This is a genomic window from Catenuloplanes japonicus (genome assembly GCF_000717135.1).
Taxonomy (GTDB): Bacteria; Actinomycetota; Actinomycetes; order Mycobacteriales; family Micromonosporaceae; genus Catenuloplanes; species Catenuloplanes japonicus.
This window is the reverse complement of sequence record NZ_JNXY01000006.1, coordinates 278154-290466: the sequence shown is the minus strand read 5'-3', so window position 1 is coordinate 290466 and position 12313 is coordinate 278154. Positions and strand designations below refer to the sequence as shown.

Annotated in this window: 10 protein-coding genes; 2 read left to right on the top strand and 8 right to left on the bottom strand. The window is 71.9% G+C overall.

The genetic code is table 11. The features are described 5' to 3' along the window. Nucleotides 1–127: 127 nt before the first annotated feature. Together OP04_RS12080 and OP04_RS12075 are read right to left on the bottom strand one after the other, a co-directional pair. Nucleotides 128–2650 carry a bifunctional FO biosynthesis protein CofGH gene (locus OP04_RS12080; RefSeq protein ID WP_033339647.1) on the bottom strand — a complete coding sequence of 841 codons (2523 nt, stop codon included), beginning with the start codon at nucleotides 2648–2650 and terminating at the stop codon, nucleotides 128–130. A 97-nt stretch (nucleotides 2651–2747) separates the two neighbouring features. Next, a complete protein-coding gene (locus OP04_RS12075; protein ID WP_033339646.1) occupies nucleotides 2748–3698 on the bottom strand; it encodes a hypothetical protein in 951 nt (316 codons plus the stop codon). A 113-nt stretch (nucleotides 3699–3811) separates the two neighbouring features. Here OP04_RS12075 and cofD point away from each other — a divergent pair, with 113 nt between their 5' ends. Both cofD and OP04_RS12065 read left to right on the top strand, forming a co-directional pair. Then, the gene (gene cofD / locus OP04_RS12070) at nucleotides 3812–4768 is read left to right on the top strand and encodes a 2-phospho-L-lactate transferase (RefSeq protein ID WP_033339645.1); all 957 of its coding nucleotides are present in this window, start codon (nucleotides 3812–3814) and stop codon (nucleotides 4766–4768) included. A gap of 33 nt (nucleotides 4769–4801) precedes the next feature. Beyond that, nucleotides 4802–5932 carry a coenzyme F420-0:L-glutamate ligase gene (locus tag OP04_RS12065; RefSeq protein ID WP_033339644.1) on the top strand — a complete coding sequence of 377 codons (1131 nt, stop codon included), beginning with the start codon at nucleotides 4802–4804 and terminating at the stop codon, nucleotides 5930–5932. Here the strand turns inward: OP04_RS12065 and OP04_RS12060 are convergent. The 6 genes from OP04_RS12060 to OP04_RS12035 all read right to left on the bottom strand — a co-directional run bounded on the left by OP04_RS12060 (nucleotide 5889) and on the right by OP04_RS12035 (nucleotide 12301). Next, nucleotides 5889–6773 (bottom strand): helix-turn-helix transcriptional regulator, encoded by an 885-nt coding sequence (locus tag OP04_RS12060; protein ID WP_033339881.1) that lies wholly within the window; start codon nucleotides 6771–6773, stop codon nucleotides 5889–5891. The genes OP04_RS12065 and OP04_RS12060 overlap by 44 nt on opposite strands. Nucleotides 6774–6828: 55 nt before the next feature. After that, entirely contained in the window at nucleotides 6829–7866 is a 1038-nt protein-coding gene (locus tag OP04_RS12055; RefSeq protein WP_033339643.1) for a zinc-binding dehydrogenase, read from the bottom strand. 126 nt (nucleotides 7867–7992) lie between these two features. Then, nucleotides 7993–10383, bottom strand: coding sequence for an ATP-binding cassette domain-containing protein (locus OP04_RS12050; protein ID WP_051797637.1), 2391 nt, complete (start codon nucleotides 10381–10383; stop codon nucleotides 7993–7995). Nucleotides 10384–10406: 23 nt separating this feature from the next. Continuing rightward, on the bottom strand, nucleotides 10407–10814 hold the full coding sequence (locus OP04_RS12045) for a VOC family protein (protein WP_033339879.1): 408 nt from the start codon (nucleotides 10812–10814) through the stop codon (nucleotides 10407–10409). A 5-nt stretch (nucleotides 10815–10819) separates the two neighbouring features. Next, nucleotides 10820–11194, bottom strand: coding sequence for a helix-turn-helix transcriptional regulator (locus tag OP04_RS12040; RefSeq protein WP_085066416.1), 375 nt, complete (start codon nucleotides 11192–11194; stop codon nucleotides 10820–10822). Nucleotides 11195–11266: 72 nt separating this feature from the next. After that, the gene (locus OP04_RS12035) at nucleotides 11267–12301 is read right to left on the bottom strand and encodes a hypothetical protein (RefSeq protein WP_033339878.1); all 1035 of its coding nucleotides are present in this window, start codon (nucleotides 12299–12301) and stop codon (nucleotides 11267–11269) included. Nucleotides 12302–12313 lie beyond the last annotated feature (12 nt).

Below are 12313 nucleotides of genomic sequence, written 5' to 3'. Positions count from 1 at the left end.
CGTCAAGCCGAACCTGATAAACAGGGTCACTTTCCCGAGCACCACCGTGACGTGGTCTCGTAACCTGCCCTATCGATTCAGACCCGGCCGGGGTAACGCCCGATCGGCGTGGCGCGCTGGAAAAAGATCAGACGCGACCGTACGCAGTGGTCCGTTGACGCGCCGGACGCCCGGCCTTCGCCGCGATGTCGTGCAGCTGGGCGACGGTACGCGCGGAGCCGTGGTCCGAGCCGGCCATCCGGGAGATGGTCTCCTCCATCAGCGTGCCGCCGAGGTCGTTGCAGCCGCCGTTGAGCATCGCGACCGTACCCTCGTCGCCGAGTTTGACCCAGGAGCACTGGATGTTGGAGATGCGGCCGTGCAGCAGGACGCGCGCCATGGCGTGCACGGCCCGGTTCTCCCGCCACGTCGGGCCGGCCTTCGCGATGCCGGCCAGGTAGATCGGCGCGTTGGTGTGGACGAACGGCAGCGCCACGAACTCGGTGAACCCGCCGGTCCGGTCCTGGATGCCGGCCAGCACCCGGAAGTGCTGCAGCCACTGTCGCGGGTGGTCCACGTGTCCGTACATCATGGTGCTGCTGGAGCGGATGCCCACCTCGTGCGCGGTGGAGACCACGTCGATCCAGGCGGACGCGGGCAGCTTGCCCTTGGTCAGCACCCAGCGCACGTCGTCGTCGAGGATCTCCGCGGCCGTGCCCGGGATCGTGTCCAGACCGGCCTCCTTCAGCTCGGTCAGCCACTCGCGCACGGGCACGCCCGCCTTCGCGGCCCCGGTGACGATCTCCATCGGCGAGTACGCGTGGACGTGCATGCCCGGCACCCGGCGCTTCACCGCGCGGACGATGTCCGCGTACGCGCTGACCGGCATCTTCGGGTCGATGCCACCCTGCATGCAGACCTCGGTGGCGCCGAGCTTCCACGCCTCCTCGGCCCGGTCCGCGACCTGCTCCACGGAGAGGCGGAACGCGTCCGCATCGCGCTCGCGCTGGGCGAACGCGCAGAACCGGCAGCCCACGTAACAGACGTTGGTGAAGTTGATGTTCCGGTTCACGATGTACGTGATGTCGTCGCCGACCGCGGACTTCCGCAGGTCGTCCGCGATCCGGGCCAGCTCGTCCAGCGCGCTGCCGTCCGCGGTGAACAGCGCCATCGCCGCGTCCGTGTGCTCCTCGCGCAGCAGCGCGCCCGGGTCCTCGGACGCCAGCTTCAACCCGTCCAGCACATCGGACGGCAGCTTGTGCAGCGCCCCGGCGGAGGTACGCGCGGCGTGCGCGGCCACGTCGTCCCAGTCGCCGTAGACGGAGTCGAAGTCGCCGCGCCGGTCCTCCGTGCGGCCCTCCGTGTCGATCGCGGTGTGCAGGTCGGTGCGGCCGCCCGGCACGAATGCGTCGTCCGGCTCCTGCCACGGCAGGCCCACCGGCATCGCGGACTCGTCCGCCAGCCCGGTCGACGGGTCGGCCAGCGCGGCCACGTGCCCGAGCACGCGCGGGTCGATCCACGGCTCGCCACGGGTCACGTAGTCCGGGTACACGGTCAGCCGCTCGCGCAGCGTGAAACCGGCCTCGGCGCTGCGCCGGGCCAGCTCGTCGATCTGCGGCCACGGCCGTTCCGGGTTCACGTGGTCCGGCGTCACCGGCGACACGCCGCCCCAGTCGTCGATGCCGGCGCGCAGCAGCAGCGCGAACTCGTCGTCGATCAGGTTCGGCGGGGCCTGGATGCGCATGGCCGGGCCGAACAGGATGCGGCCGACCGCGATCGTGGCGGCCAGCTCGTGCAGCTCCGCGTCCGGCATGCCGCGCATCGCGGTGTCCGGCTTGGCGCGGAAGTTCTGGATGATGACTTCCTGGATGTGGTGGTACTCGCGCTGGGTCCGCCGGATCGCGAACAGCGAGTCGATCCGCTCCGCGCGCGTCTCACCGATGCCGATCAGGATGCCGGTGGTGAACGGCACGCCTACCCGGCCCGCGTCGTCCAGCACGCGCAGCCGGACCGCCGGCTCCTTGTCCGGCGAGCCGAAGTGCGGGCCGGACTTCTCCGACCACAGGCGGGTGGCCGTGGTCTCCAGCATCATGCCCATGCTGGGCGCGACCGGCTTGAGCCTGGTCAGGTCCGCCCAGGACATCACGCCCGGGTTCAGGTGCGGCAGCAGGCCGGTCTCCTCCAGCACGGCCACGGCGCAGGCGCGCACGTAGTCCAGCGTGGAGTCGTAACCGCGCTCGTCCAGCCACTGCCGGGCCGCGTCCCACCGGTCCTCCGGCGCGTCGCCCAGCGTGAACAGCGCTTCCTTGCAGCCCTGGGCCGCACCCTCGCGCGCGATCGCCAGCACCTCGTCGCGGTCCAGGAACGGCGCGGCCAGCTTGTGCGGCACCGTGGCGAACGTGCAGTAGTGACAGCGGTCCCGGCACAGCCGGGTCAGCGGGATGAAGACCTTCTTCGAGAACGTCACCACGCCGGGCCGGCCGGCCTCGCGCAGGCCTGCGTCCCGGATCCCGCCCGCGATCGACAGCAGCTCGTTCAGCTGGTCACCGCGCGAGGCGAGCAGCGTGGTCGCCTCGTCCGCGTCCAGGGCCTTGCCCTCGGCGGCGCGTCGCAGCGCACGCCGGATGCTCGCCTCGGTCGGCGGGGTCTCCCCGAATGCAGTCTCGGCCATGGGCAAAAGCCTAGGCCGTGGACCACCTGTGACCGGGGGTACATCCCCCGGTAATTGTGATCACACGGCCCGTATTCGGCTCAGCGGAATAAATCAGTCACCGATCATCCGCATTCCGCGGCGTCTGGTCGTAACCGGGCGGCGGCGACTGCGGGTAACCGGGCGGCGGCCCCTGCGGCGGCTGCTGCACGTGCGGCGGCACCGAGGACGACGGCGGACCCGACTGCGGCCCCGGATACGGCGGCCCGGACTGCGGGCCCGGGTACGGCGGGCCGGACTGCGGCGCCGGACCGGACTGGGTGGCCGGGTAGGGCTGCTGCTGCGGCGCGGCCGGCGAGCCCGGCGGCGGCTGCTGGACCGGGAACGCGGTGGTCGCCTGCCCGAAGCCCTGCGGGTCGCCGTACGGCGCGCCGTACTGCTGCTGCGCCGGGTATCCGTACGGCGGCTGCTGCCCGGGGTGCTGCTGGTACGGCTGCCCCGGGTAGGGCTGGCCCGGGTAGGGCTGGCCCGGGTACTGCTGGCCCGGCTGGCCGTACATGCCCGGCGCCGGCTTCGGCTTCGGCGTGTAGTAGTTGCCCTGGAAGATCGTCCACGTGCCGTACGCCACCAGGCCCAGCACCGCGAGCCACGCGACCCGCGACAGCAGCCCGGTGAACACGGCCAGGATCGAGATCTCCAGCAGGCCGGCCATGCCGATCAGCAGGCCGAAGAGCACGCCGAAGAACGCGGACACCCCGAGCTCGACCAGCGCGGCGATGACGATCAGCTTCGCCCTCGGCAGCACGGGCGTGATGAACGTCGCCAGCAGCACCGCGATCAGCGGGAAGGCGATCGCGGTGAGCCCGGCGAAGTCGCCGAACAGCGCGGCGGAGGCCCTGGCGAACGAGCCGGACGCGCTGGCCGCGTCCCCCAGCAGGCTCAGCACGGCGGCGAACAGCAGGACGGCATTCGCCCCGAGCAGGACGAACGCGGCGATCTCGCGCAGCGGCTCGACCAGCTGACGAGCCGGCTTCTGCCCGGTCGGTGCCGGGTCGGGTTGGGTGGTCACGGCTCCCCCTGGAGTCATGTGCGTCGTTGTATCGGCGCGGTTGTCCCGCGCAGCCTAACGGTCGGGCCGGACCGCCGCGACCGGCGGACTCCGGGATGAGTAAGGATTGGGGCATGCGGATTACGGTCTTGGCCGGCGGGATCGGCGGCGCCCGTTTCCTTCAGGGCGTGCGGGCGCACGCGCGGACCCTTTCGGAAAGCGACGTCACGGCCGTAGTGAACGTTGCGGACGACACACGCATGCACGGCCTGCGGATCTCCCCTGACCTGGACAGCGTCATGTATACGCTGGGCGGCGCGCACGACGCGGAGCGCGGCTGGGGCCAGGCCGGCGAGACGTGGACGGTCAGCGGCGAACTGAAGGCGTACGGCGCGGAGCCCACCTGGTTCGGCCTCGGCGACAAGGACATCGCCACCCATCTGGTGCGCACCACCATGCTCGACGCCGGCTACCCGCTCTCCCAGGTCACCGAGGCGCTCTGTGCCCGCTGGCAGCCCGGCGTGCGGCTGATCCCGGCCACCGACGACCGGCTCGAGACGCACGTGGTGGTGGATCTGCCGGGCGAGGGCCAGCGGGCGATCCACTTCCAGGAGTGGTGGGTCCGGTACCGCGGGAACGTACCCACGAGTCGTTTTGTGTTCGTGGGCGCGGACGCGGCCAAACCGGCGCCGGGCGTGCTGGACGCGATCGCAGCGGCGGACCTGATCCTGCTCGCGCCCAGCAACCCCGTGGTCAGCATCGCGCCGATCCTGGCGGTGCCCGGCCTGCGGGACGCGCTGCTGGCCGCGAAGGCCCGGATCGTCGGCGTCTCCGGCATCATCGGCGGCTCGCCGGTGCGCGGCATGGCCGACAAGTGCCTGGCCACGATCGGGGTCGAGTGCTCCGCGGCCGGCGTGGGCGCGCTCTACGGCCCGCGTGGCGACGGCGGCCTGCTGGACGGCTGGCTGGTCGACACCACGGACGACGGGCTGGAGATCCCCGGCCTGGCCGTGGCGTCCGCGCCGCTCTGGATGACGGACGAGGACGCCACCGCCGAGATCGTGGCCGCCGCGCTGCGGCTCGCCGCGTGACACCTACCCGTTGACTTGATCGTTTTCACTGGCATGAGCGGAGACAACCCCGTGACCGACCTGCTGGTCCTCCCCGTCACCGGCATCGGGGAGATCCGGCCCGGCGACGACCTGGCCTCGATGATCGCCGAGGCCGCGCCCTGGCTGCACGACGGCGACGTGCTGGTGGTCACCAGCAAGATCGTGTCGAAGGCCGAGGGCCGGCTCGTCGACGTGCCCGCGTCCGAGGGCCCGGCGCGGGACGCGGCCAAGGCCGAGGTGCTGCGCGGCGAGACGGCCCGGGTGGTCGCCGGCCGCGGCCCGACCCGGATCGTGCAGACGCACCACGGCTTCGTGATGGCGAACGCGGGCATCGACGCGTCGAACGTCGAGCCCGGCCGCCTGGTCCTGCTGCCCGCGGACCCGGACGCGTCCGCCCGCGCGCTGCGGGCCGCGCTCCGGACCCGCCTCGGGCGGAACGTGGCCGTGATCGTGTCCGACACCATGGGCCGGGCCTGGCGCAACGGGCTCACCGACGTGGCGCTCGGCAGCGCGGGACTGGAGCCGATCGACGACCACCGCGGGCGCACCGACTCGTTCGGCAACGAGTTGCACGTGACGCAGATCGCGGTCGCGGACGAGCTCGCGAGCGCGGCCGACCTGGTCAAGGGCAAGGCGAACGGCGTACCCGTGGCGGTGGTCAGGGGTTATCTGCCCTCGCCACCCGCGGCGGACGGCCCCGGCGCGCGCGTGATGATCCGCGACGGCGCCACGGACATGTTCGCGCTGGGCACCACGGAAGCACGCGCGACCGGCCTGCGCGACGCCGCCGACCTCCCTCCGGCCCCGCTGTTCCACCCGACGACCCCGCCGCTGCCGGACGCGGAGGACACCGCGGCCGTGGTGCGGGCGATCGCGCACGCGCTGCCGGCCGCCGCCCCGGGCACTCTCTTCACCCACGAGAAGAATCCCGAGGTGGTACGCGAGACGCCTCCCCCCGGCGTGGACCTGCCGGACGCCACCACCGACCTGATCGTGTGCACCCCGCCGGCGGACTCCGTGGCAGCACTGATCCGGTTCGGCGCGGACGTGCACCGGTTGCGCGCGTCGCTGGCCGCGGAGGGCCTGGCCTCGGCCGCGCTCACCGAGATCCCGCCGATTCTGCTGGCGGTCGGTCAGGCCTGACCGTGCCGGTCCAGCTGGCGAGGAAGCGTAGCTGCTGCTCCGCGGTCGAGCCCGGCTCCGCCGTGTACGTGGTGAGCGTCAGCGCGTCGTCCAGCGGCATCGAGCAGTAGGCCAGCGCGACCGCGCCCGCGTCCGGATGGCGGAACGTCTTCGCGCCCCGGTTGTGCAGCAGGACGTCGTGCGCGGCCCACCGCGTCCGGAACGCCGGGCTGACCGTGCTCAGCTCGCCGACCAGCCCGCGCAGACCACGGTCCTCCGGCCGGCGCCCCGCCTCGGCCCGCAGCAGCGCCACCACGATCGCGGCCGCGCCCGCCCAGTCCGCGTAGAAGTGGTGCGCGCCGGGGTCGAGGAAGTGGTATCGGGCGACGTTGTTGCGGGCCACCGTGCTCTCCAGCACCGGCGAGTAGAGCGCCCGGCCGAGCGCGTTCGCCGCCAGCACGTTCCACCGCCCGTCCGTGACCAGCGCGGCGCACATCGTCATCGCGTCCAGCAGCCATCGGACCTGCGCCGGCACCTCCGCCACGGCCCGGGTGCCGCGCGGCCGGCGCACCGGTCGCGCGGCCCTGGCCAGGTCGAACAGGTAGGTCCGCTCGTCGTCGCCGAGCCGCAGCGCGCGGGCCACCGCGTCGAGCACCTCCTCGGAGACGCCGGCGATGTGTCCCTTCTCCAGCCGGGTGTACCACTCCGTACTCACCCCGGCCAGCACCGCGACCTCCTCACGCCGCAGCCCCGGCACCCGCCGACGGCTACCGGCCGGAAGCCCGACCTCGGCCGGTCCGAGCCGGGCCCGGCGCGCCGCGAGGAAGTCCCGGACGTCCGCCCGGTTGTCACCGCTCTCCACGACCACCACGGTACGGATCGGGCCGCGGCGGAAGGAGGTCGCGTTTCTACCCCTCTCAGGGGCGGACCAGCACCTTGAGCCGCCGCCGGTCGGCCATGTCGCGGTACCCGTCCGGCACGCCGGCCAGGTCGGTCTCCGCGTCGAAGACCCGGCCCGGCTCGACCGTGCCGTCCAGGATCGCGGGCAGCAACTCCTCGATGTAGGCGCGCGTCGACGCGGAACCGCCGGTGAGCGCGACATTGCGGAAGAACAGGCTCTCGATGCCGATCGGCGCCTCGTCGTACTGCGGCACGCCGACCCGGCTGATCACCCCGCCGGACCGGACCACACCTACCGCCTGGTCGTACGCCGTCCGCGAACCGACCGCCTCGATGACCACGGAGGTGCCGTGGCCGCCGGTGAGCGCGCGCACCTGCTCCACACCCTCCGTACCGCGCGCCGCGACGACGTCGGTGGCCCCGAAGTCCCGGCCGAGGTCGGTCCGTGCCGGGTGCCGCCCCATCAGGACGATCCGCTCCGCGCCGAGCTGCCGGGCCGAGAGCACGGCGAGCAGGCCCACCGCGCCGTCACCGATCACGGTCACCGTGCTGCCCGGCCGGACGCCGCCGGCGACCGCACCGTGGTGGCCGGTCCCGTACACGTCGGACAGGGTGAGCAGCGACGGCAGCAGCGCGGCATCCACGCCGGCCGGGACGCGCACGAGCGTGCCGTCGGCGAGCGGCACGCGTACCGCCTCGGCCTGTCCTCCCTCGTCGGGGACCAGGTTCCACATGCTGAAGTTCTCGCAGGAGACGTTCTTCCCCTCCCGGCAGAACTCACAGGTGCCGTCCGAGATCGCCCACGGCGCGATGACCAGATCACCACGCCGTACCGTCCGGACCTCGGCACCGGTCTCCTCGACGACACCGACGAACTCGTGCCCCATCCGCGCGGGCTCGCCACCCGGCGCCATGGCGGCGTAGTCCCACAGGTCGGTCCCGCAGATCGTGGTCGCGGTGACCCGTACCAGTGCATCCGTCGGCAGGGAGATCACCGGGTCCGGGACCGTCTCGACGCGGACATCGCCGGCGCCGTACATGAACGTTGCTCTCATGCCCACCATGCAATCCCGCCCCGGCGCCGCTCGGCAGGCCGCGTTTATGGGGGCACTGCCACCACCTCCCTCCGGCGGCACTCGTGGGCTGGGAGGCTACTGGGCGCGGGACCGGAACGTGGCCACTCAGCGACGGCGGGCGGCTCGGGCCCGTGCCGGGGCGGGTGCGCCGACATACTCCGCGAGGTGCTGTCCGGTCAGTGTCGACCGGTCCGCGACCAGTGCCTCCGGCGTACCCTCGAAGACGATTTTTCCGCCGTCGTGGCCGGCGCCCGGTCCCAGATCGATGATCCAGTCCGCGTGGGCCATCACGGCCTGGTGGTGTTCGATGACGATGACCGACTTGCCGGAGTCGACCAAGCGGTCGAGCAGGCCCAGCAGTTGTTCCACGTCGGCCAGGTGCAGGCCGGCGGTGGGCTCGTCCAGGACGTAGATGCCGCCCTTGTCGGACATGTGCGTCGCCAGCTTCAACCGCTGCCGCTCCCCGCCGGACAGCGTGGTCAGCGGCTGGCCCAGCGTCAGATAGCCGAGCCCGACGTCCGCGAGCCGGGCCAGGATCGCGTGCGCGGCCGGCGTCCGCGCCTCCCCCGACTCGAAGAACGTGACCGCGGTCGCGACCGGCATGGCCAGGACCTCGCTGATGTCCTTCCCGCCGAACGTGTATTCCAGCACCGACGCCTGGAACCGCTTGCCCTCGCAGTCCTCGCAGGTGGTGGCCACCCCGGCCATCATCGCCAGATCCGTGAAGATCACCCCGTTGCCGTTGCACGTCGGACAGGCACCCTCGGAGTTCGCGCTGAACAGCGCCGGCTTGACGCCGTTGGCCTTGGCGAACGCCTTGCGGATCGGCTCCAGCAGGCCGGTGTAGGTGGCGGGGTTGCTGCGCCGGGAGCCGCGGATCGCGCCCTGGTCGACCGCGATCACGCCCTCGCGTGCGGCGACCGAGCCGTGGATCAGCGAGCTCTTGCCGGAGCCCGCGACGCCGGTCACCACGACCAGCACGCCGAGCGGCACGTCCACGTCCACGCCGCGCAGGTTGTGCAGGTCCGCGCCGCGGATCTCGATCGTGCCGGTCGAGGCGCGGACCGACGGCTTCAGCGACGCCCGGTCGTCGAAATGGCGTCCGGTCACGGTGTCGCTGGCCCGCAGGCCGTCGACCGTGCCCTCGAAGCAGACCTGGCCGCCGCCGGTGCCCGCGCCGGGCCCGAGGTCGACGATGTGGTCCGCGATCACGATCGTCTCCGGCTTGTGCTCCACGACCAGCACCGTGTTGCCCTTGTCGCGCAGCCGGAGCAGCAGGTTGTTCATCCGCTGGATGTCGTGCGGGTGCAGGCCGGTGGTGGGCTCGTCGAAGACGTACGTGACGTCGGTCAGCGAGGAGCCCAGGTGCCGGACCATCTTGACGCGCTGCGCCTCGCCGCCGGAGAGCGTGCCGGCCGGGCGCTCCAGCGACAGGTAGCCCAGGCCGATCTCGGTGAACGAGTCGAGCGTGTGCCGCAGCGTCTCCAGCAGCGGCGCCACCGACGGCTCCTTCAGCGCGGACACCCACTGCGCCAGGTCGGAGATCTGCATGGCGCACGCGTCCGCGATGCTGATCCCCTTGATCTTGGAGGACCGGGCACCCTCGCTGAGCCGGGTGCCGCCGCACTCCGGGCAGGTCTGGAACGTGACCGCACGCTCCACGAACGCCCGGATGTGCGGCTGCATCGCCTCCACGTCCTTGGACAGGTACGACTTCTGGATCGACGGGATCAGGCCGGTGTACGTCAGGTTGATGCCGTCCACCTTGATCTTCGTGGGTTCCTTGTAGAGCAGGTCGTGCATCTCGCGCTTGCCGAACTTCCTGATCGGCTTGTCCATGTCGAAGTAGCCGCTGCCCGCGAAGATCCGGCCGTACCACCCCTCCATGCTGTAGCCGGGGATGGTCAGCGCGCCCTCGCCGAGCGACTTGGTGTCGTCGTAGAGCGCGCCCAGGTCGATGTCGTTGACCGACCCCCGGCCCTCACACCGCACACACATCCCGCCGGTACGGCTGAACGTCGCCTTCGCCGCCCGGGTCGCCGCGCCGCGCTCGACCGTGATCGCGCCGGAACCGCTGGCCGAGGCCGTGTTGAACGAGAACGCGCCCGGCGGCCCGATGTACGGCTTCCCGAGCCGGCTGAACAGGATCCGCAGCATCGCGTGCACGTCCGTTGCCGTGCCCACGGTGGACCGCGGGTCCGCGCCCATCCGCTGCTGGTCCACGATGATCGCGGTGGTCAGCCCGTCCAGCACGTCCACGTCCGGGCGGGCCAGCGTCGGCATGAAGCCCTGCACGAACGCGCTGTACGTCTCGTTGATCATCCGCTGCGACTCGGCCGCGATCGTGCTGAACACCAGCGAGCTCTTGCCGGAACCGGAGACGCCCGTGAAGACCGTCAGCCGTCGTTTCGGCAGCTCGACGCTGATGTCCTTCAGGTTGTTCTCCCGGGCGCCGTGCACCCGGATCAGGTCGTGGCTGTCGGCGACGTGAGCCATGGATGATCCCCCGTGGTGAGCGTTCAGGCCTGCTGGATGCGGATCAGGTTGCCGGCGGGGTCGCGCACGGCGCAGTCTCGTACCCCGTAGGGCTGGTCGGTGGGCTCCTGGACGATGTCCGCGTCCGCGGCCTGCAGCCGGTCGAACGTGCCGGCCAGGTCCGGGGTGGCGAGCAGGATGCCGGCGTAGGTGCCCTTCGCCATCATCTCGGTGATGGTGCGGCGCTCGTCGTCCGTGATGCCCGGGTCGACGGCCGGCGGGTGCAGCACGATGGACGTGGCGGGCTGACCGGGCGGGCCGACCGTCAGCCACCGCATCCCGCCGTAGCCGACGTCGTTGCGGAGCTCGAAGCCGAGCAGGTCCCGGTAGAAGCCGAGCGCGGCCTCCGGGTCGTCCTGCGGCAGGAAGCTGGCGTTGATGGAGATGTCCATGCCGTTCACACTAGGTGCGACGCGTTGACCTGGGCTTCTCTATTCCTGACCGGTCTGGTCACGGCCTTCACCACGCACGTCGGCAGCTCGGTGCGGGTCGCCTCGCGCCGGTACGCGCTCGGCGGCATCCCGACCAGCTCGGTGAACCGGGTGCTGAACGTGCCGAGCGAGGAACAGCCGACCGCGAAGCAGACCTCGGTGACGCTGAGGTCGCCGCGGCGCAGCAGCGCCATCGCCCGTTCGATGCGCCGGGTCATCAGGTAGGAGTACGGCGACTCGCCGTAGGCCAGCTTGAACTGCCGGCTGAGGTGCCCGGCGGACATGTTGACGCCGCGGGCCAGTGCCTCCACGTCGAGCGGCTCCGCGAACTCCCGGTCCATCCGGTCCCGGACGCGGCGCAGCAGCCTGAGGTCGCGCAGATGAGCCTCCACCTGCGCGATGATGCCACAACCTCAGGCGAACCAGAGCGCGATCCGGTGATCCTCATCCGTCACGTAGTGCGGGTGACCGTCGATCTCGGCCAGCCCCTCCACGTTGCGGAACGGCGCCAGCTCCGCCACCACCGTGCCCGGGACCCGCACGCCGGACGGCACGCCGAACCGCACGTGCCGGCACTCCACGCCGCCGCCGTGCGGGTGGTCGTCCAGCAGGATCGAGCCCTTGTTGAGCGCGTCGATCGACCCGATGACCGCGTCGAACGTGCCGTCCGGCCGTGCCGTCACCGCGCGGAACCCGGTCAGCGTGCCGGGCGGCGTGACGCCGGTGAGCACGTACGCGCCGACCACGTGCGGCCAGGTGCGCTCGTCGTTGTCGAACATCGCCTCGACGCCGTCGATCTCCAGCAGGATCGGCTCGCCGTCCGTGGTGACCGGGAACCGCAGGCCGAGCAGCAGCGTGCCGGACGGTGTGAACGCGGCCGCCTCCACGTTGACCGGGTGGTCGCCGGGGGCCAGCCGCCGGGTCCAGCTCTTCCGGCGCTCGGTGCCGCGCCGCGTGGTCTCCACGATGAACCGCGCCTGCGAGGTCGAGCCGGGCGGCAGCGTGTCGATCCCGAACGAACGCATGGCGTCGTTGAACACGCGGTGCAGCCGGAACTGGTTGCGGATGATGTGTATCGGCACCGGCCCGCGCGCGGCGTCGTCCTCGCGGAACCGGGAGAAGAACGCGCGCCGCGGCCGCAGCGGTCCGGCCTTGGAGCCGAAGTGCGAGCCGATCGCGTAGACCCAGCCGCCCCGGTAGGCGAGCGCCTCGCCGTCCTCGGTGCGCCCCGCCTCGCGGCCGGGCAGCGCGCTCAGGTGATGCGCGAACCAGTGCCCGGGGTTGTCGTCCTTCTCCAGCAGCAGCGCCAGGCACTCCTCGACCGGCCCCTCGTCCAGGACGGTCCAGAAGCCGCGGCGCGCGCCATGAGCGGCGAGAAGGGCCGGGGAGTGTACGGGCAACAGGTCACTGGCCTCGTTACCGGCGACGACCAGTTCCACGGATGTCAGATGGTCCACCGA

What these genes read in the sequence shown, in the direction of transcription:
- OP04_RS12050 (WP_051797637.1), bottom strand. Translation starts at nt 10,383, where the DNA reads ATGGCTCACGTCGCCGACAGCCACGACCTGATCCGGGTGCACGGCGCC.
- OP04_RS12065 (WP_033339644.1), top strand. Translation starts at nt 4,802, where the DNA reads ATGAGCGGAGACAACCCCGTGACCGACCTGCTGGTCCTCCCCGTCACC.
- OP04_RS12040 (WP_085066416.1), bottom strand. Translation starts at nt 11,194, where the DNA reads ATGGACCGGGAGTTCGCGGAGCCGCTCGACGTGGAGGCACTGGCCCGC.
- cofD (WP_033339645.1), top strand. Translation starts at nt 3,812, where the DNA reads ATGCGGATTACGGTCTTGGCCGGCGGGATCGGCGGCGCCCGTTTCCTT.
- OP04_RS12045 (WP_033339879.1), bottom strand. Translation starts at nt 10,814, where the DNA reads ATGGACATCTCCATCAACGCCAGCTTCCTGCCGCAGGACGACCCGGAG.
- OP04_RS12080 (WP_033339647.1), bottom strand. Translation starts at nt 2,650, where the DNA reads ATGGCCGAGACTGCATTCGGGGAGACCCCGCCGACCGAGGCGAGCATC.
- OP04_RS12055 (WP_033339643.1), bottom strand. Translation starts at nt 7,866, where the DNA reads ATGAGAGCAACGTTCATGTACGGCGCCGGCGATGTCCGCGTCGAGACG.